The sequence below is a fragment of the Streptomyces sp. NPDC015127 genome (assembly GCF_043080095.1).
In the GTDB taxonomy this organism is placed as follows: Bacteria; Actinomycetota; Actinomycetes; order Streptomycetales; family Streptomycetaceae; genus Streptomyces.
This window is the reverse complement of record NZ_JBIBVE010000009.1, coordinates 97,382-116,810: the sequence shown is the minus strand read 5'-3', so window position 1 is coordinate 116,810 and position 19,429 is coordinate 97,382. Positions and strand designations below refer to the sequence as shown.

The following is a 19,429-nucleotide window of genomic DNA, read 5'->3' as shown; positions in this document are numbered from 1 at the left end:
GCGGACGGCATGCACGGCACAGCGGCGCCCCACGACCAGCAGACACACGTAGCGAGAAGAGAGAGCGAGATGACGGACATCATCATTGCCGGCGGTGGGATCGGCGGGCTGGCGGCGGCCCTGAGCATCTCCCGTCGTGGCCACCGGGTCATCGTCCTGGAAGCCCGCGACACCTTCACCGAACTCGGCGCCGGCATCCAGCTCGGCCCGAACGCCTTCCAGGCCCTCGACCAGCTCGGCGTGGGCGACGAGGTCCGCGCCCGCGCCGTGCACATCGACGAACTGCGCTTCATGGACGGCACGACGGGCGAGAAGGTCGCCGCCATGCCGCTGACCGGCGACTACCGCCGCCGCTTCGGCAACCCGTACGCGGTCGTGCACCGCATCGACCTGTACGCGCCGCTGCTGGACGCCTGCCGTGCCACCGACACGATCGAACTGCGCACCGACGCGAACGTGGAGAGCTACGAGCAGAGCGACGGATGTGTCACCGTGCGCCTCACCTCCGGCGATGAGGTCACCGGCGCGGCGCTCATCGGCGCCGACGGCATCAACTCCTTCGTCCGCAAGCAGCTCGTCGGCGACGGCTTCCCGCGCGTGTCCGGGCACACGATCTACCGCTCGGTGATCCCGATGGAGCAGGTCCCCGAGGAGCTGCGCTGGAACACCGTCACCCTGTGGGCTGGTCCCAAGTGGCACTTCGTCCACTACCCCATCGGTGAGGGCAAGTTCCTCAACCTGGCCGCCACCCGTGACGACGGCGCCACCAAGGCCGTTCTCGGCGAGCCCGTGGCCAAGGAGCACGTCCTCGGCGAGTTCCCGGAGCTGGGCGAGACCGCGCGGCGCCTGCTGAACCTCGGCGAGGACTGGCGCAGCTGGGTCCTGTGCGACCGCGACCCGGTCGACACCTGGGCCGACGGCCGGGTCGTCCTCGTCGGCGACGCGGCCCACCCGATGCTCCAGTACGCGGCCCAGGGCGCCTGCCAGGCGGTCGAGGACGCGGTCATGCTCGGTGAGCTGATCGGCACCGAGGAGTCCGAGTTCGAGGTGAACTTCCAGAAGTTCAACGCCGAGCGCCGCGAGCGCACCGCCGCGACCCAGCTCGTCGCGCGCGAGATGGGCCGGCAGCTGTACCACCCGGCGGGCGAGGCGGCCAAGGAGCGCAACGCGATGCTGGCTTCCCTCAGCCCCGAGGACATGTACGACAAGGTCGCCTGGCTGCACGGCAGCAAGGTCGGCGTCGCCGGCCACATCGCGCCGCCCGTGCCCGCCGGACTGGTCTGATCATGGGAAGTCTGCGCTGGCTCACCGCGGGTGAGTCGCACGGCCCGGCGCTGGTCGCGACGCTGGAGGGGCTGCCGGCCGGCGTGCCCGTCACCACGGAGGTGGTGGCGGACGCGCTGGCACGGCGGCGCCTCGGCTACGGCCGCGGGGCCCGGATGGCGTTCGAGCGGGACGAGGTGACCTTCCTCGGCGGCGTACGGCACGGCCTGACGCAGGGCGGGCCGGTCGCCGTCATGGTCGGCAACACCGAGTGGCCCAAGTGGGAGCAGGTGATGTCGGCGGACCCGGTCGATCCGGAGATCCTGGCGGGCCTGGGCCGCAACGCCCCGCTGACCCGGCCGCGTCCCGGCCACGCCGACCTGGCGGGCATGCAGAAGTACGGGTTCGACGACGCCCGCCCGGTGCTGGAGCGGGCGAGCGCCCGGGAGACCGCGGCGCGCGTCGCGCTCGGCGCGATCGCCCGCGCGTTCCTGTGGGAGACGGCCGGGATCGAGATCCTGTCGCACGTCGTCGAGCTGGGGGCCGCGCGGACACCGTCCGGGCCGCTGCCGGTCCCCGGCGACGTGGAGCGGCTGGACGCGGACCCGGTGCGCTGCCTGGACGCGGCCGGGAGCGAGGCGATGGTCGCCGAGATCGACCGGGCCCACAAGGACGGCGACACGCTCGGCGGCGTCGTGGAGGTGCTGGCGTACGGGGTGCCGGTCGGGCTGGGCAGCCATGTCCACTGGGACCGCCGCCTGGACGCCCGGCTGGCCGCCGCGCTGATGGGCGTGCAGGCGATCAAGGGCGTCGAGGTGGGCGACGGGTTCGAGCTCGCCCGGGTGCCCGGTTCCCGGGCGCACGACGAGATCGTGGCCACCGAGCAGGGCGTGCGGCGCACGTCCGGCCGCTCGGGCGGCACCGAGGGCGGCATGTCGACGGGCGAGGTGCTGCGGGTGCGGGCGGCGATGAAGCCGATCGCGACGGTGCCGCGGGCGCTCGCCACCTTCGACGTGCGCACCGGTGAGCCGGCCAGGGCGCACCACCAGCGGTCCGACGTGTGCGCGGTGCCGGCCGCCGGAATCGTCGCCGAGGCGATGGTCGCGCTGGTGCTCGCGGACGCCGTCGCCGAGAAGTTCGGCGGCGACAGCGTCACCGAGACCCGCCGCAATGTCACCTCCTTTCTGGAAGCCCTGGCCGTCCGCTGAGCGACCGGGCCGACCGATCACCTCCGAGGCCGAGGGAAGGCTCCGATGAGACATGAAGACCTGTACATAGCCGGTGTCGGGTCCTGGTACCCCAAGCCGGTCACCGCGGACGAGGCCATCGAGGCCGGTCTGTGGGACGAGGCCGGACGGCGGCGCACCGGGCAGGTGAGCGCCGCGGTCGCCGGGGACGACGACACCCAGCCGGAGATGGCGGTGCGCGCCGGGAAGCTGGCGGTCCGCCAGTCCGGCCATGCCGAGAGCGACTTCGGCGTGCTCATGCACGCGGCCGCCGGGTTCAACGGCCTCGACGGCTGGAACATCACCTCCTACCTGCAGCACGAGATCCTCGCCGGACACGGACTGTCCATGGAGGTCCGGCAGCAGTCCAACGGCGCGATGGTCGCCATCGAGCTGGCCGCGGCCTATCTCGCGGCGGGCACCGACCGCACGGCCGCGCTGATCACGGCCTCCGACCGGTTCGTCCTGCCGGTCTGGGACCGCTGGCGCGCCTACGCCGGCCTGGTGCTCGGCGACGGCGCGAGCGCCGCCGTGCTCTCACGGCGCTCGGGCTTCGCCCGGGTCCTGTCGGTCGTCACGAGGAGCCGGCCGGAGCTGGAGCGCGCGCAGCGCGCGGACCTGCCGTTCAAGCCGTACGCCGACCCGCACGACACCGACCTGTACCCGATCAGCCTGATCCGCCGCATGCAGGACTACGCGGCGGCGAGCGGCATGGGCATGTCGGGAGTGTTCCGGCGGATGAACGAGACACTGGTGGAGACCGTCAACACGGCCGCCGAGGAGGCAGGGACGCGGCTCGCCGACGTCGAGCACCTGATCTTCCCCAGCTTCGGCCGCCAGATGATGCAGCAGGAGGTCCTCGGCCCGCTCGGCATCGACAAGGAGCGGACGCCCTGGCAGTGGGTGGCGGAGGTCGGACACGTCGGTGCCACCGACCAGTTCGGCGCGCTGGACCACCTCGGCCGCGCGGGTCTGCTCCAGCCGGGCCAGCGCGTGATGATGACCGGCATCGGGCTCGGTTTCAACTGGACGACCGCGGTGATCGAGATCCTGGAGCCGCCGGTGACCGTCGAATCCGCCCTCTGACGGGGCCCTTCGTTCACCCGCGCCCCGGAGCGTGCCCATGCGCTCCGGGGCGCGACCTGACGGAGTACGGGCCGGATCGTTCGACGTCGGGTCCTGCGCGGGAACACTGTCTGCCGTGAAGAAGATGACGGAATTCGAGCGGCGGGCCTTTCTTCTGGAGGGCACCCGCACGGGCAAGCTGGCCACGGCACGGGCCGACGGGCGTGCCCATGTCGCGCCGGTGTGGTTCGTGCTGGACGGCGACGACATCCTGTTCAACACCGGGAAGACGTCCGTCAAGGGACGCAATCTGGCCCGCGACCCGCGCGCCACGATCTGCGTCGACGACGACCGGCCCCCGTACGCCTTCGTCCTTGTCGAGGGCGAGGCGGTGATCTCCGAGGAGCCCGCGGAGCTGCGGCACTGGGCTGCCAGGATCGGCGGCCGCTACATGGGCGAGGACCGCGCCGAGGAGTTCGGCGCGCGCAACGGAGTCCCGGGCGAACTGCTCGTGCGCCTGCGCCCCACCAGGATCATCGCGGCCGGCGGCATCTCGGAGTGAGCCCGGGCGGAGATGGGGTGGACAGCATGCAGTTCGGCATATTCAGCGTCGGTGACGTGGGCACGGACCCCAACACGGGCCGCACGCCCAGCGAACACGAGCGCCTCAAGGCGATGGTCGCGCTCGCGGAGAAGGCCGAGGAGATCGGTCTGGACGTGTTCGCGACCGGCGAGCACCACAACCCGCCCTTCGTGCCGTCGTCGCCGACGACCCTGCTCGGCCACATCGCCGCGCGCACGGAGCGGATCATCCTCTCGACGGCGACCACGCTGATCACCACGAACGACCCGGTGAAGATCGCCGAGGACTTCTCGGTCCTCCAGCACCTCGCCGACGGCCGCGTGGACCTGATGATGGGCCGCGGCAACACCGCGCCCGTGTACCCGTGGTTCGGCCAGGACATCCGTCAGGGCATCCCGCTCGCCGTCGAGAACTACGCACTGCTGCACCGCCTGTGGCGCGAGGAGGTCGTCGACTGGGAGGGCCGCTTCCGCACCCCGCTGCGGGGCTTCACCGCCACGCCGCGGCCCCTGGACGGCGTTCCGCCGTTCGTCTGGCACGGCTCGATCCGCTCCCCGGAGATCGCCGAGCAGGCCGCGTACTACGGCGACGGCTTCTTCGCGAACCACATCTTCTGGCCCAAGGAGCACTTCGTCCGGCTCGTCGGCCTCTACCGCGAGCGGTACGCGCACTACGGGCACGGCACCCCTGAGCAGGCGATCGTCGGGCTCGGCGGCCAGTTCTTCATGCGGAGGAACTCCCAGGACGCGATCCGCGAGTACCGCCCGTACTTCGACAACACGGCCCTGTACGGGGGCGCCCCCATGGAGGAGTTCATGGAGGGGACGCCGCTGACCGTCGGTTCGCCGCAGGAGGTCATCGACAAGACGCTGACCTTCCGGGAGACCTTCGGCGACTACCAGCGGCAGCTGTTCATCGTCGACGGAAGCGCGGTTCCGCTGAAGGTCGCGCTGGAGCAGCTGGACATGTTCGGCGAGGAGGTGCTGCCGGTGCTCCGCAAGGAGTTCGCGTCGGGCCGCCCCGCCGACGTGCCCGCGGGCCCCACCCACGCGGAGCGGGTGGCCCGCAGGGACCGGGAGCGCGCCGGACAGTGAACACCGAAGGGGCCTGCCGGCGGCATCCGGCAGGCCCCTTCGTCGTGCCGGCGGCGCCGCGCCGGCGGTTCACCGCTGTGTCTGCGGGTGCAGCGGGAGATGGATGTCGACGCGGGTGCCCGCACCCGTCGTGCTGGTCACGGTCAGGCGCCCGCCGGCCGCCGCCGTCCGCTCGGTCATGCAGCGCATTCCCTGGTGCGGGTGGCCGGGGGCGAGCACCTGCTCCGGGTCGAAGCCCGTGCCGTCGTCCTGCACGCTCGCATGCACCCAGTGGCGGGTGAACCGCAGACAGACCGTGACCCGGCCCGCCGCCGCGTGCCGGAAGCTGTTGCCGAGCGCCTCGCGGACCGTCAGGAACAGGTCCCGCCGGCACGGATCGGGGGCGATGTGCTCGCTGCCGCTCGTCTTCACCGTCACCTCGACACCGGGCGGGGCCGCCTCGTCCGCGTACTGGCGGATCGCGTCGGGCAGCGGCGGCGGGGTGGAGGACTCCGCGAGGGAGGAGGCGAGCGAGCGCAGCCTCTCCCTCGCCTGCCGGATCGCCTCGCGTACGGGTCCGAGGCCGCCGCGGCCCTCGACGAGGTGCTGCGCGGTGGCGAGCGAGAAGCCGAGCTGGTCGTGCAGATCGCGCAGGATACGGCGGCGTTCGTGCCAGCAGCAGTCGGCGGTGGAGCCGTCGGCGGCGCGCTCGGTGCCGGGGGCGTCCGGCGGCACCGTGCGCCGTATCGCGTCCCCCAGCAGCTGTGCGGTGCGCGAGGCGTCGTCGCCCGGCGCGAGGTACGGCAGCGCGCACTCCATCAGGAGCGTCGCCGTCACGGCCGCGTGCTGCGCGGAGGCGGGGCCGGTGGGGGAGCCGGCGGGGCCGTCCGGGGCGAGGACGGGCCGGGTCGCGCGCGCCAGGGCTGTGCGGGCCCGTGCGGTCAACTCCGCGCGCAGCGCTGTGTCGTGGCGGTCGAACGGGTCGAGCACGGCGGGCAGGCGCGACTCGAACCGGCGCAGTATCGCCGGCGCGTGCTCCGCCAGGGCGACGGAGGTGTTCGCGGCCGTGGTGCGTTCACCGGCGACGCGGGACAGACCCGCGTGGAGGGCGTCGGCGAACGCCCTGCCGATCCCGTCGGTGGCCTCCGTCTGTTCACCGGCGGGGGTGAGAACCGATCCGGCCATGGTGACGTCACGCTCCTTTCACGGGTTCGTGGTGCGGAAGTGGGCCGGGGGAACGAAAAAGGGAAGGGCGCCGCGGCCGGCCGGGGGTCCGGCCGCGGCGCCCCTTCGTACGGGGGCTCCCGTTCCGGACCGATACGGAACAGGGCCCCCGGGTCAGGCCTGGAGCCCGTCCAGTTCGAGCAGATCCTGCTCGGTCAGTCGCAGCGCGGCCGCCGCGATGTTCTGCTCCAGGTGCGCCACCGACGACGTGCCCGGGATGCAGACGAGGTTGGGGCTGCGGCCCAGCAGCCAGGCGAGCGCCACCTGGTACGGGCTGGCGCCGTGCCGCTCGGCGACGTTCTCCAGCGGCTGTCCCGTCAGCGGCACCGCCTTCGGCACCTTGGCGTCCTGGCCGGGCACCTTCTCCGCCCGCAGCAGGGTGTACGTGCCGAGCGGGAAGAAGGACATGTACGCGATGCCGTCCGCCGCGCACGCCTTCAGCAGCTCCTCGTCGTCCCTGCGGACCACGTTGTACTCGTTCTGCACACAGACGACCGGTGCGATGCCGCGGGCCTCGGCCAGCTGCGCGGGGCTGATGTTGCTCACGCCCAGGTGGCGGATCAGCCCCTGCTCGCGCAGCTCGGCCAGCGCCGTGAACGGCTCCTCGATCGAGTCCTCGGGCGTGAGCCCGCCGCCCTCGGCGACGATGCGGAGATTGACGACGTCGAGCCGCTCGAGACCCAGGTGCTTCAGGTTCGCGTGCACCGCGTCCCGCAGCTCCGCCGGGGAGAGTGCGGCCGGCCAGTCCTTCTGCGGCGTGCGCCGCGCACCGACCTTGGTGACGATGACGAGGTCGTCGCCGTAGGGGTGCAGTGCCTCGCGGATCAGCTTGTTGACCACATGGGGGCCGTAGTAGTCGCTGGTGTCGATGTGGTTGACACCGAGTTCCCGTGCTCGGCGCAGGACGGCGACGGCCGCGTCGGGGTCGCGCGGCGGCCCCCAGACACCGGGGCCGGCGAGCTGCATCGCGCCGTAGCCCATCCTGTGGATCGAAAGGTCTCCGCCGAGCAGGAACTGACCGGCGGCATCCGCGCGCACAGCGGTATCCATACCGACTGTGGAATCCATTCCGATTCTCCTAGTGATCGTGGGGACGGAAGTGGGCGAGTGAATTCAATGGCGACGGACGCCCTGTGCGCAGCAGCAACCCGGCGACTGTGTCACTTCATGTCGACGCGGCGCTGTTCCGCGACGCGCCGGAGGAATACGACGATGACCACGACGGCGACGATGACCACGCCCGCGTCGACCGCGAGCGCGAGCCGCACACCGGAAAAGACCGATTCGCTTTCCGAATGGGTGGCCTCCAGGGCGTGGATACGGCTCGTGGCGATCGAGCTGATCACCGGAATACCGACCGCGAGCGCCACCTGCTGCGTCATCGTGGCGAGCCCGGTCGCGAGCCCCTGCTCCTCGTCCGGCAGCCCGGACGTCCCGGTCACCATGTACGAGACGACCGCCGTCACATGGCCGAACGCGCCCACGGACAGCAGCGCGAGCAGCACCGTCACACCGGCCGGACCGCTGTCCTGCCGGGCGACGAGAACCAGGCCGACGGGCCCGACGGCCTGCAGCGCCATACCGGTGACCAGGCTGCGGTGGTTGCCGATCCGCCCGATGATCCGGGGCGCGAACGACCCGCCGAGGAACGCCGCGACGCCCAGGACCGCGAACGCGAGCCCCGTCGCCATCGCCGACCAGCCGAGCACGTCCTGGAGGTACAGCGTGACCATGAAGATCACCGCGGTCTGCATGGTGATGGTGACCAGACCGCCGATGTTGCCCCAGCGGACGGTCGGCTTGCGCAGGATCCGTACGGACGCCAGCGGCTCCTGGGCACGCAGCTCGATGCGCCAGAACCAGACGAGCAGCGCGGCGCCGATCACGACGCAGCCGAGCACGAACGGGTCGGCCCAGCCCTCCTCGCCCGCGCGGGAGACGCCGTAGACGAGCGAGACCAGACCGGTGCTCACGGTGATCGCGCCGGGCACGTCCATCCGGGCGGTGCGGGCGACCTTGCTCTCGGCGAGCAGGTACGGCGTGAAGGCGATGATCACCAGGCCGATCGGCACATTGATCAGGAACGCCCAGCGCCAGCTGAGCAGATCGGTCAGCAGCCCGCCGACGATCGCGCCGACGGTGAACCCGGCCGACACCATCGCGCCGTTGGCGCCCAGCGCCCGGGCCCGCAGCGGACCCTCCGGGAACGAGGTGGTGAGCAGGGAGAGCGCGGCCGGGGTGGACATGGCGGTGGCGAGGCCCTGCAGGACCCGCGCGGTGATGAGCACGGTGGGGTCGTTCGCCACGCCGCCGAGCAGCGAGGACAGCACGAGCAGCGTCATGCCCGCGATGAACAGCATGCGGCGGCCGAAGAAGTCGCCGACACGACCGAAGAACAGCGTGAACCCGGCCGCGGTCAGGGCGAACGCGGTCGCGATCCACTGCAGGTCGCCGACCGCGAAACCGAGGCCGTCGCCGATCAGCGGGACGGCCACGTTGAGCAGTGACAGGTCGGCTGCGAGCAGGAACGTGGAGCTGAGGAGCAGGATCAGGACGGCGCGCTGGCGCTGTGTCATGCGCGGCCGCGAAGGACCGGATCCCTCGCGGCTCGCCGTCTCGTCGAGCACGGACATGGTGAGACCTTTCGCTGGGGCCTGACCCTCGGATCAGGCAGGGTCGCGGCTGCCGGTGTACCGGCGGAGCCGGCCGTCGGCGTTCCGGCCTGCGAGATCGGCCACGTGCCCGAGGCAGCGCGCAAGGTGGGCGGGGCGTGCGCGGTACCGTCCGGTCCGCACGACCGCCCCGAGGTCGTGTCCGCGCGGACACAACCTCGCCCTGCCATGCTCGGCGGCCGGGCGCGGCCGGTCGATCCGCGCCCGTCCACTTCGTCAGGTCATGGCCGGGAAACTGACGAAGTCCCCCGCGCGGACTGCGCGCGGCGGCGTGCCGGCGGTCACACTGGCCGGGCCGCGCTTCGGCCGGCGGTGGTTCTCCCCGGCCCCTGGGCACGGCCCGGACTCCAGGAAAGAGGACCTCAGATGAACCCCTTGGCCGAGACCCCGTCCATGTCGGTGACCCCCGGGACACGGCAGGAGGACTCCCTGCTGTCGCGCGACGCCCGCACGGTCACCGTGTGGTCCGACATCGGCTGCCCGTGGGCGACGCTGGCCCTGCACACGGTGCACGCGGCGGCGGAGCGGCGCGGCACCGAACTTCTCGTGGACCACCGGGTCTTCCCGCTGGAGCTGTTCAACAGCCAGTCCACGCCGAAGCCGATCATCGACGCCGAGGTCGTCGCGATCGGCGCCAAGGTGCCCGCGCTCGGCTGGCGGCTGTGGTCGGCGCCCGAGTACACCTACCCGGTCAGCACCCTGCCCGCCATGGAGGCGGTCCAGGCGGCGAAGGCCCCCGAGGTGGGCGGGCTGCGCGCCTCCGACCAGCTCGACACCGCCCTCCGGCACGCGTTCTACGCGCAGGGCCGGTGCATCAGCATCGTCCCGGAGATACTCGCGGTCGCCGAGGAGTGCCCGCTCGTGGACGAGAAGGCGCTCGCCTCGGCCGTGGAGCGGGGCGAGGGGCGTGCTGCCGTGTACCGCGACTGGGCGGTGGCGCGCAGCCCGCGGGTCCAGGGCAGCCCGCATCTGTTCACGGCGGCCGGCGTCGACGTGCACAACCCCGGCGCCGACTTCCGCTGGACGGCCGACCCAAACGAGGGCGGCTTCCCCGACTTCCACGCCTACTCCGCCGATTGGGCGGAGGGTGTCCTCGACTCCGTCACCGCACAGGAATGATGACTTCCGGTCAATTCCCGCCGCGTATCACCTGACAGAGTAAATTGGCTGACTTTGCAGGGGTCGATGGCCGGGCATTTCAATGAGGGCAACAGGCTGACTTGTTCTCGCTCTTGTTGTTTCCCGAAGGGAGCACATCGATGCCCGCCATCGATCCCATTCTCGAGCTGCCGTACGGTGTCACTCCGGATCCGGACGAATTCCTCCGCGCGGCGCTCCGCTGGCATTTCTCGCCGGAGACCGGTTCGCCGTTCTGGCTGGCACAGGCCCGGAAGCTGGAGTTCGATCCCATAGCCGATGTGCGCGGGTTCGACGACCTCAAGCTGTTCCCCAACGTGGCGAACTCGCTGCGCGACGTCCGCGCGGAGGATCTGATCCCGCGCGGCTACGGCCCCCGCCCCAAGGTCGTCGGTGTCTTCGACAGCGGCGGCACGACGGGCGCGCCGAAGCGGGTCGTCATGCTCCAGGAGTGGCTGGAGATGCTGATCGCGCACAGCAACGCGCAGCTCGACGCCCACGGCGTGCCGCGCGACGTGAACTGGCTGCTGTCGATCCCGTCCGGCCCGCACATGGTCGGCGCCACCTTCCAGCAGCTGGTGGCGGCCCGCGGCGGCCTGTCGTTCACGATCGACGTGGACCCGCGCTGGGTGAAGAAGATCATCGCCCGCGGTGCCGACACCGAGGCCGATCTCTACACCGACCACCTGGTCGACCAGCTGTCCCACGCGCTGGCCTCCCAGGACATCGGCGTCCTGATGCTGACGCCGCCGGTGCTGGAGCGGCTGAGCCGGCGCGACGACCTCGTCGAGCTGATCCGCAAGAAGGTCAAGGCCATCATGTGGGTCGGCACCCAGCTCGACCCCGACACCCGGCATCTGTACCGCACCGAGCTGTACCCGGGCATCGCCCTCTACAGCGGCTTCGGCAACACGATGACCCTCGGCCACGTCAGCGAGCGCCCGGGTCTCAGCGACGACGAGCCGTGCGTCTACGACCCGTTCTCGCCCTACATGACGTACAACGTGATCGACCTGGAGGCCCGTAAGCCCGTCGAGTACGGCGAGCGCGGCCGGGTCGTCATGAACTACGTCGGCAAGAGCCTGTTCCTGCCGAACAACCTGGAGCGGGACTTCGCCACCCGTATCCGCCCGCTGGAGGGCCAGGTCGGCGACTCGGTCGCGGACATCGCACCCGTGCGCGAGTTCGACGACGAGAAGGTCATCGAGGGGGTCTACTGATGACCGCCGAACCTGTCGGACTCGACGCGCTCGGCCCCAGCGGGCCCTACCGGTCCCGCAAGCGGCTCACCATCCCCGACGTGGCCGGCGCCCCCACCGCCGAACTGAGCCTCGTCCCCGCGCTGTTCGTCGGACGCGCCATGGTCGCGCTGCGCAAGGCGCGTCCGCTGCCGCAGGAGCAGCGGCTCGCCGCCCTCTCCCGCGCGGCCCGCATCTTCCGCGAGCAGGAGGTCGGCGGCCTGTCGTACGAGGAGTACGAGCGGACCGTCTCGCGGATCTGCGGTGTGCCGCTCCAGGCCGTGCGGTCGGCGGCCGACGAGATCGCCGACTCCGCCGAGCGCGTGCTGACCCCCTCGTACCACGCGCGCCCCACGGGTGCCGTCTCCGACTGGCGCCACCCGCTCACCCGTATCGGCCGCGCCGTGTGGACCCGGCGCGGTGAGGTCCTCGCGGTCAACGCGGCGGGCAACCACCCGGCGCCGCACGCCCTGTGGCTGGAGGCGCTGGCCCTCGGCTACCGGGTCGCCGTACGGCCCTCGCGGCGCGAGCCGTTCACCCCCCACCGTCTCGTGCTCGCGCTGCGGGCCGCGGGCTTCGGCGACGACCACGTCGTGCTGCTGCCCACCGACCACGCGGTCGCGGACGAGGTCATGGCGGGCGCCGACCTGAGCATCAGCTACGGCGGCGACGACGTGGTCCGGAAGTACGCCGCCGACACGACGGTGCTCGCCCAGGGCCCCGGCCGGTCCAAGATCCTCGTCACCGCCGACGCCGACTGGCGCGAGCACCTCGACACGATCGTCGACTCGGTCGGCCACCACGGCGGCGTCAAGTGCGTCAACACGACCGCCGTGTTCGTCGAGGGCGACCCCGCGCCGCTGGCCCGGGCGCTCGCCGAGCGGCTGGCCGCGCTGCCGTCGCTGCCGCCCGAGGACGAGAAGGCCGTCCTGCCCGTGCAGCCGGCCGAGACCGCGCGGAACCTCGAGCGCTACCTCCTCGCGCAGGCCGCCGGGACCACCGCGCACCTCGGCGCGGAGGGTGTCGTCGAGGAACTGCCGGACGGCAGTGCGGTGCTGCGGCCCGCCGTGCACGAGCTCGCCTCCACCGAGGGCGGTCAGCACCGGGTCGAACTCCCCTTCCCCTGCGTGTGGGTCGCGCCGTGGAGCCCCGGCGACGGCATCGCCCCGCTGCGCGAGACGCTCGTGCTCGGTGTGATCACCGGGGACGAGGACAGGCACGCCGAACTCATCGACGCGCTGGTGGAGGACCCGACCATCTGCAACGTCCACCTGGGGGACCACCCGACCCACTGGATGGACCGCAGCGTGCCGCACGACGGCTACCTGGGCGAGTTCCTGATGCGCACCAAGACCGTGATCCGCGGTTGACGGCGTCGTCCGCCCCCTTCTTCCGATCCTTCCCTGTGAGAGGCCGAGGTCAATGAGCACCGAGCAGCCGGCGCCCCAGCGCGCCGCCGTCCTCAAGGGCCTGGGGACATGGCTTCCCCGGCGCGCCGTCAGCAACGAGGAACTGTCCGCGCGGCTGGACACCAGTGACGAGTGGATCAGGAGCAGGACCGGTATCCGGCAGCGCTTCTGGGCCGAGCCGGGCACGGCCACCTCCGACCTCGCGGTCGAGGCCGGCGCGCGTGCGCTCAAATCGGCGGGTGCGACGGGCGCGGACGCGGTGGTGCTCGCCACCACGACACCGGACCACCCGTGCCCGGCGACCGCCCCGGCGGTCGCGGCCAGGCTCGGCCTCGGGACCGTGCCGGCCTTCGACGTCTCCGCGGTCTGCGCCGGATTCGTCTACGCGACCGCCACCGCGGCCGGCCTGATCACCGCCGGGATCGCCGAACGGGTCCTGGTCATCGGGGCGGAGACGTACTCCTCGATCCTCAACCCCGAGGACCGCACCACATCGGTCATCTTCGGCGACGGCGCCGGGGCGGTCGTCCTGGAGGCCGGCGGCGCCGACGAGCCCGGCGCGCTGCTCGGGTTCGACCTCGGCAGCGACGGAAGCCACCCGGACCTCATCACCGTCCCGGCCGGCGGATCGCGCCAGCGGCTGTCGGACACGGAGCCGGACCCGGCCGACGCCTACTTCCGGATGCAGGGCAAGCCGGTCTTCACCCACGCCGTGACGCGGATGGGCCAGTCGTCGACCGCGCTGCTGGAGAAGATCGGCTGGGAGAAGGAGTCCGTCGACCGGTTCGTCGGCCACCAGGCCAATGTCCGCATCCTGCACTCGCTGGCGGATCTGCTCGGCATCGACCGGGAGCGAGCGGTGGTGAACCTGGACCGGGTGGGCAACACCTCCGCCGCGTCCATTCCGCTTGCGCTCGGCGACGCGGTGGCGGACGGGCGGATCACGGCGGGCGACCGGGTGGTCCTGAGCGCCTTCGGCGGCGGGCTCGCCTGGGGCTCGACCGCACTCGTCTGGCCGGACATCACGACCGCCTGAGCCGTCACCGCACCACCACACGCACCACAGCCCCGTAGGTCAGAAGGCCGGCAGAACGCCGGGAGAGCGAGAGGGAAACCCATGAGCGCCGTTGCCGAGAACATCGCCGAGATCATGGTCTCCAAGTTCGAGATCGACGCCGACAAGGTCGACATCACCGCCACCTACGAGTCCATGGAGCTGGACTCCCTGGTCCTCGTCGAGCTGGCGGTGCTGCTGACGAAGCAGTACGGCGTCGAGGTCGAGGACTGGGAGATAGAGGCCGCGAAGACCATTGAGAACACCGCCGTGATGCTGCAGGAGAAGGGCGTCGCGGCCTGACCGGCCGCCCCCGCGATCCCCCCGCACCCCCACGCCCCCACATCCCCCACGCCCCCCACATCCCCACGCCCCCCACATGCTCGCGTCCCCACGAGCAGGAGGCCCTGTCCCTACCCCGGACAGGGCCTCCGCTGTGCTCGTGTTCAGTCACGCATCCGGCCGCCGCGCGGCCGGACTACCACTCACCCACGGCCGGCGGCCAGTTGACGCAGGACGTGAGGACGCAGCGGAAGGTGAGTTCACCGTGCTGCGTCCCGGTCACCTCGATCGCCCGGCTGCCGGGGAGTGCGCCCTGTACGTCGCGCGCCTCGATCCAGCAGGGGTCGTCGAACTCCACGTACTTCGTGGGCACGATGGAGGTCGACGTCGGCACGAAGCCGTCGGGCCCCGCGTGGGCGAATGCCGCCTGGTGGGCGGCCTCGACGAGGACCAGCCCCGGCACGTGGTCGACCGGGTGGTCCAGCAGGGCCAAGTGCCCGGTGTCGCCGCGCAGTTCCCACCGGCTGGGCCGGTCGCTCGGCGCGAGCGTCACCTCGTCCTCGGTTCGCCGGCCCACGAGGGCCGGAGCGACGGGGGCGGGTGCACCGTTCGGACGGGCGGAGGCGTACTCTCCGCGCAGACGTCCGTACACGTTCGCCGGCACCCAGCTGAACGCGGCGCTGCAGGTCACGAAGATCGTGCCCTCGTGCGAGAACACGAAGTGCATGTCCAGGCTGCGGCGTCCGGACGGTACGCAGCGGACGTCGATCTCGATGGCGTCCATGGTCCGGTCCACCGTGGGGTAGTCCGGGTCCGAGGAGTACTGGAGCTTGTTCATGAGGTACTGGTCCGACGTGGGGGTCTCGAACCCCGCGTGCGCCAGCAGCAGACCGGCCTGACGGATGGTCTGCGCCACGAGCATCTCGTTGTGCCGTGCCCTCGGTGCCGGGGCGAAGAATCCGTGAGCCACCGTCCAGTCGGCGGAGAGGTGGAATCGGTCCTCGCCCAGTCGCGTCCACGAGGTGATCAGGATGTCGTCCTCGGCGACGCGGTGCACGTACTTCGGGGTGATCGGTCCGCTCGGCCGGGTGCCGACCGTGGAGACCACCGCCGCGCTGCTCGGCGACGAAGCCGACCGGCGAATCTTGCGCGTGGTCCTTTTTCGGGCATGGATGGACAACTGAGACATAGAACCCCCCAGGCTCGTAGACCTTCTACGTAGGAACGGCTGTCCGCTCCCCTGCTAAGATACGGACTGCCCGGTTTGTTTTGTCAATCGATCTGAGGCAAACTCAACGAGAACTTGAAAACGAACGGGGAGTGAGAGGAGGCCTGATGGCCCGTCAGGAACGCGCGACCAGGACTCGCGCGGCGATCCTGGAGGCGGCCGCGACCGTCTTCGCGGAGCGGGGCTACGAGGCCGCGACCATCGCGGACATCCTGGCCCGCGCCGACGTGACGAAGGGCGCGCTGTACTTCCACTTCTCGTCCAAGGAAGACCTGGCCAGAGGGGTCCTCGCCTACGCGGTGACCACCGAGGGCGTCCCCGAGCAGCCGTCCAAGCTCCAGGAGGTCGTGGACGTCAGCATGGTGCTGGCCTACCGGCTGCCCCGCGAGGTCGTGCTGCGCGCGGCCGCGCGGCTCGCGGCGGACCAGAGCTCGCGGGAGCTCTTCGGCGCCCCGTACAGCGAGTGGACCGAGCTGGTCGCGAGCCTGCTCAGCCAGGCCAAGGCCCGGGGCGAGCTGCTGCCGCACGTGCAGCCCGAGGAGACCGCCGAGATCCTCGTCGGTGCCTTCACCGGCCTGTCGCTCACCTCGCAGGCCTCGGCGGACATCGCCTGCCTGGAGCGCCAGGTGGGCCTGATGTACGACCACATGCTGCCCGCCATCGCCGTCCCCGGGATCCTCGGCAGGCTGGACACCAGGCCCGACCGCGGTGCGCGGGTGTCGGCCCGGGCCGCCGAGGAGGCCGGACCGGCCGAGGCGGACGGCGAGAACGGCGCGGAACTCACGGCAGGGGCGGCCGCGGGCGCCTAGGTCCTGTCCGGTCGATCAGGCCGGATCAGTGAGCGGGGCCTGGTGCGTGCAGATGCAAGGCGGAAGAGGGAGCCACTGCGGTGGGGGCACCTCCCGTGCCCGAAGGGCTACGGGGGACATTGGCGACCGACGACAACGCAGCAGATGCGCGTGCCAGGGCACGCGAGCCCGGCAAGATCGGCCGGACAGGGCCTGGGTCCTGCCGGCCGGGGTGCTTCCGGCGGGGCGCACACCCTGCCGGTCACCCGTCACACACCATCGATGACCGACATCGATCACTTCGAAGGGGAGGGCGGTCGCATGACTGCTTCGCGTGCGAGGACAGCGCTGGTCACGGGAGCGAGCAGGGGGATCGGCCGCGGCACAGCCCAGCGGCTGGCGAGGGACGGATTCCTCGTCGCGGTCCACTACGGGAGCAACGAGGCGGCCGCGAAGGAGACGGTCGAGTCGATCCTCGCGGAGGGCGGACGGGCGTTTGCCGTGCGCGCCGACCTGGCCGCCGCCGACGGCGTGGCCGCGCTCTACGAGGGATTCGGGCAGGGCCTGGCCGCGCAGGGCGCCGAGCCGGGCCTGGACGTGCTGGTCAACAACGCCGCGCTCGGACCGACGGCCCGGATCCAGGAGGTGACCGAGGCCGACTTCGACCGGCTGTTCACGGTCAACGTCAAGGCGCCGTTCTTCCTGGTCCAGCAGGGGCTCGGGCTGCTGCGCGACGGCGGGCGCGTGGTCAACATCTCCTCCGGCGTGACCCGGATCGCGTTCCCCGAGGCCATCGCCTACTCGATGACCAAGGGGGCCGTGGACACCTTCACGCTGGCCCTGGCCAAGGAGCTCGCCGGACGCGGGATCACCGTGAACACGGTGGCGCCCGGCTTCGTCGAGACGGACATGAACGCGCCGCTGCGCTCGACCCCGGAGGGCGCCGCCTTCCTGGAGGGTTTCTCGGCCTTCGGCCGCATCGGGCAGCCGGCCGACATCGCGGACATCGTGGGCTTCCTCGCGTCCGAGGAGTCCCGCTGGGTCACCGGCCAGTACATCGACGCGACAGGCGGCTCGCGGCTCTGACGCGGGGCGCACGGGGCCGGGGGAGCCGGGGAGCCGGTCCACGGCTCTCGTGCGGCCCCGGGGCCCGCTGTCGCGGCCGTGGAGGGATCGGGCGTCAGGGCTCCGCCGTGGGAGGCCCCAGGGGGCACAGCGCGCCGTCCCCGCCCCGGGAGCCGTCCGCCATCAGCACCGGCAGGTGCCCTGCGGCGGCCACCTCCGGCAGCACGAGCTCCCAGATCCGGCTGAGCCACGCGCGGGGCGGCTCCGGCGGGTCGTCGGTGTCCTGGCGCGGTACGAGGTCGGCCAGTACGCCGTGGTCCCGCACGGTCGTCTCCAGACCTGACATCAGATACGCCACGAGTACGGCGACCGTGTGGACGTTCGCATCAGGGATCAGGGACCCGTCGGCCCGGGCGTGGCGCAGCAACCGGCGTACGGCCTCCGCCCATGCCGCGTTCCAGTGGCGCGGGAGGGACGCGGCCTGGGGACGTTCCCGCGCGAGCCGGGCGCCGGCCCGGGCGACCGGGTCCTTCTCCAGCAGGGCGGCGAGCTCGTGCGTGATGTCGATGACGGACTGCAGGGCCGGGCCCGGGCGGCGGCGCACGTCGTCGACGACGGCCCGGGCGGCGAGGTGGGCGGACTCCTGGACGGCGTCCGCGAGTTCTTCCTTGGAGGCGAAGTGGAACGACAGCGCGCCCTTGGAGACGCCGGCGGCCTCGCTGATGCGGGTGAGGGAGGAGCGCTCGTAGCCCACTTCGTCGAAGGTGAGGGCCGCCGCGCCGATCAGGGCCCGCCGGGTCTGTTCCGCTCGCTCCTGCTTGGCCACCGCCGCCACCCCTTCCTCGCGATCCGGCAAAACGAGGGACATGTCCCGACTCGGAAACCTACCATGCGGTTTCTTTACTGTCCCTTGGTGTGCGAGGTCCGACGGGATTTCGCTCTCATTGGCCGCTGAAACTACCCCGAATCGGGAGGTGGGAGCCGTACCGAGGGTCAGACATTGTCATCTCCGTCGGCATGCGTGAAGAAAGAAACCGTTGAGTCGGTTGTTTATTCGAGCCCGAGCCGCGTCGGCGGCCGGGCACACCGGACAGAAGGGGGAGGATCGACAGTGCGTGCGATCCAGTTCAGTCGATTCGGCGGTCCCGAGGTGCTGGAGGCCGTCGAGACACCCGATCCCGTACCGGGGCCGGGCGAGGTGTTGATCACGGTGGAGGCGGCCGGCGTGAACTACGCCGACACCCTCGTCGTCGACGGCTCCTACGCCGTAGCGGAATCCCTGCCGCTGATCCCGGGCAGCGAGGTCGTCGGCCGCACCGCGGACGGCCGCCGAGTCCTCGCCCGGGTGGCGAGCGGCTACGCCGAGCTGGCCGTCGCCAAGGAGTCCGCCGTCGTCGCGATTCCCGACGAACTCGACGCGGGGCAGGCGCTGGCGCTGCTCGTGCAGGGCCTGACCGCGTGGCACCTGCTGGAATCGGCGGCCCGCCTGCGGCCGGGCGAGACGGTCGTCGTACACGCGGCGGGCGGGGGCGTGGGCAGCCTCGCCGTGCAACTCGCCACGATCTTCGGCGCGGGCCGGGTCCTGGCCCAGGCGTCGACGCCCGAGAAGCGTGAACTGGCCCTGAAGCTGGGGGCGGACGCGGTGGCGGAGTACCCGCTCGCGGAGCGCGCGGACGTGGTCCTGGACGCGACGGGCGGTGAGCTGTTCGACCAGGCGCTGGCGTCGCTCGCGGACTACGGCCGCCTGGTGACGTACGGGGACGCGACGGGGAAGGGCCTGCCGCCCGTGGACCCGGCGCGGCTGTCCCGCCTGAACGCGGCGGTCGTCGGCTTCTGGCTCCGGCCGGCACTGGCGCGGCCCGGGGCGGTGTCGGGTCCGCTGACGTCGATGCTGCGCCTGGTGTCGGAGGGGCGCCTGACGCCGGTGGTGTCACCGCCGTACGCGCTGGGCGAGGCGCGGCGCGCGTTCGAGGACCTGCGGGCGCGGCGGACGACGGGCAAGACGGTCCTGCGTCCGTGACGGGCCCGTCCGGCTCTGCGGGTGCGTTGCGGGGCTGGTGTGGGCCGGGTCCGTTGGCGCGCGCTGGCTTCGGCGGGGGGCGCGGCGCGCTGGTGTGGGCCC

18 protein-coding genes are annotated in these 19,429 nt (G+C 71.9%); 13 read left to right on the top strand and 5 right to left on the bottom strand.

Going from position 1 to position 19,429, the window contains the following annotated elements:
• Positions 1-69 precede the first annotated feature (69 nt).
• From ACF08N_RS19210 to ACF08N_RS19190, 5 genes are all read left to right on the top strand, one after another.
• Entirely contained in the window at positions 70-1,284 is a 1,215-nt protein-coding gene (locus tag ACF08N_RS19210; RefSeq protein ID WP_392325811.1) for a 3-hydroxybenzoate 6-monooxygenase, read from the top strand.
• Positions 1,285-1,286: 2 nt separating this feature from the next.
• Entirely contained in the window at positions 1,287-2,471 is a 1,185-nt protein-coding gene (gene aroC / locus ACF08N_RS19205) for a chorismate synthase (protein WP_392325810.1), read from the top strand.
• Between the two features lie 45 nt (positions 2,472-2,516).
• Positions 2,517-3,575, top strand: coding sequence for a ketoacyl-ACP synthase III family protein (locus ACF08N_RS19200; protein ID WP_392325809.1), 1,059 nt, complete (start codon positions 2,517-2,519; stop codon positions 3,573-3,575).
• Positions 3,576-3,699: 124 nt separating this feature from the next.
• On the top strand, positions 3,700-4,116 hold the full coding sequence (locus ACF08N_RS19195; RefSeq protein WP_392326006.1) for a PPOX class F420-dependent oxidoreductase: 417 nt from the start codon (positions 3,700-3,702) through the stop codon (positions 4,114-4,116).
• Between the two features lie 26 nt (positions 4,117-4,142).
• Positions 4,143-5,231, top strand: a complete 1,089-nt coding sequence (locus ACF08N_RS19190) for an LLM class flavin-dependent oxidoreductase (RefSeq protein ID WP_392325808.1) — start codon at positions 4,143-4,145, stop codon at positions 5,229-5,231.
• A 69-nt stretch (positions 5,232-5,300) separates the two neighbouring features.
• Here ACF08N_RS19190 and ACF08N_RS19185 read toward each other — a convergent pair whose 3' ends face one another.
• The 3 genes from ACF08N_RS19185 to ACF08N_RS19175 all read right to left on the bottom strand — a co-directional run bounded on the left by ACF08N_RS19185 (position 5,301) and on the right by ACF08N_RS19175 (position 9,067).
• Positions 5,301-6,395 carry a sensor histidine kinase gene (locus ACF08N_RS19185; protein WP_392325807.1) on the bottom strand — a complete coding sequence of 365 codons (1,095 nt, stop codon included), beginning with the start codon at positions 6,393-6,395 and terminating at the stop codon, positions 5,301-5,303.
• Positions 6,396-6,548: 153 nt separating this feature from the next.
• Complete coding sequence (locus ACF08N_RS19180; RefSeq protein ID WP_392326005.1) at positions 6,549-7,484, bottom strand: oxidoreductase; 936 nt, start codon at positions 7,482-7,484, stop codon at positions 6,549-6,551.
• Between the two features lie 110 nt (positions 7,485-7,594).
• Complete coding sequence (locus tag ACF08N_RS19175) at positions 7,595-9,067, bottom strand: MFS transporter (RefSeq protein WP_392325806.1); 1,473 nt, start codon at positions 9,065-9,067, stop codon at positions 7,595-7,597.
• A 405-nt stretch (positions 9,068-9,472) separates the two neighbouring features.
• Between ACF08N_RS19175 and ACF08N_RS19170 the strand changes: the two genes are divergently transcribed.
• From ACF08N_RS19170 to ACF08N_RS19150, 5 genes are all read left to right on the top strand, one after another.
• Positions 9,473-10,225, top strand: a complete 753-nt coding sequence (locus tag ACF08N_RS19170; RefSeq protein ID WP_392325805.1) for a DsbA family protein — start codon at positions 9,473-9,475, stop codon at positions 10,223-10,225.
• 140 nt (positions 10,226-10,365) lie between these two features.
• The gene (locus ACF08N_RS19165) at positions 10,366-11,463 is read left to right on the top strand and encodes a phenazine antibiotic biosynthesis protein (RefSeq protein WP_392325804.1); all 1,098 of its coding nucleotides are present in this window, start codon (positions 10,366-10,368) and stop codon (positions 11,461-11,463) included.
• Complete coding sequence (locus ACF08N_RS19160; RefSeq protein WP_392325803.1) at positions 11,463-12,851, top strand: aldehyde dehydrogenase family protein; 1,389 nt, start codon at positions 11,463-11,465, stop codon at positions 12,849-12,851. Before ACF08N_RS19165 ends, ACF08N_RS19160 begins: the two co-directional genes overlap by 1 nt.
• Before the next feature lie 52 nt (positions 12,852-12,903).
• Positions 12,904-13,926 (top strand): beta-ketoacyl-ACP synthase III, encoded by a 1,023-nt coding sequence (locus tag ACF08N_RS19155; RefSeq protein ID WP_392325802.1) that lies wholly within the window; start codon positions 12,904-12,906, stop codon positions 13,924-13,926.
• 81 nt (positions 13,927-14,007) lie between these two features.
• Positions 14,008-14,247 carry a phosphopantetheine-binding protein gene (locus ACF08N_RS19150; protein WP_392325801.1) on the top strand — a complete coding sequence of 80 codons (240 nt, stop codon included), beginning with the start codon at positions 14,008-14,010 and terminating at the stop codon, positions 14,245-14,247.
• A 175-nt stretch (positions 14,248-14,422) separates the two neighbouring features.
• On the opposite strand, the gene ACF08N_RS19145 is transcribed toward ACF08N_RS19150, so the two are convergent.
• Positions 14,423-15,334, bottom strand: a complete 912-nt coding sequence (locus ACF08N_RS19145) for a ScbA/BarX family gamma-butyrolactone biosynthesis protein (protein WP_392325800.1) — start codon at positions 15,332-15,334, stop codon at positions 14,423-14,425.
• A 227-nt stretch (positions 15,335-15,561) separates the two neighbouring features.
• On the opposite strand from ACF08N_RS19145, the gene ACF08N_RS19140 reads away from it, so the two are divergent.
• Both ACF08N_RS19140 and ACF08N_RS19135 read left to right on the top strand, forming a co-directional pair.
• Complete coding sequence (locus tag ACF08N_RS19140) at positions 15,562-16,263, top strand: ScbR family autoregulator-binding transcription factor (RefSeq protein ID WP_392325799.1); 702 nt, start codon at positions 15,562-15,564, stop codon at positions 16,261-16,263.
• A gap of 300 nt (positions 16,264-16,563) precedes the next feature.
• The gene (locus ACF08N_RS19135; protein ID WP_392325798.1) at positions 16,564-17,328 is read left to right on the top strand and encodes an SDR family oxidoreductase; all 765 of its coding nucleotides are present in this window, start codon (positions 16,564-16,566) and stop codon (positions 17,326-17,328) included.
• Positions 17,329-17,422: 94 nt separating this feature from the next.
• Here ACF08N_RS19135 and ACF08N_RS19130 read toward each other — a convergent pair whose 3' ends face one another.
• Entirely contained in the window at positions 17,423-18,175 is a 753-nt protein-coding gene (locus ACF08N_RS19130; RefSeq protein ID WP_392325797.1) for a ScbR family autoregulator-binding transcription factor, read from the bottom strand.
• 243 nt (positions 18,176-18,418) lie between these two features.
• Between ACF08N_RS19130 and ACF08N_RS19125 the strand changes: the two genes are divergently transcribed.
• Positions 18,419-19,327, top strand: a complete 909-nt coding sequence (locus tag ACF08N_RS19125; RefSeq protein WP_392325796.1) for a zinc-binding alcohol dehydrogenase family protein — start codon at positions 18,419-18,421, stop codon at positions 19,325-19,327.
• The last annotated feature ends 102 nt before the right edge of the window (positions 19,328-19,429 follow it).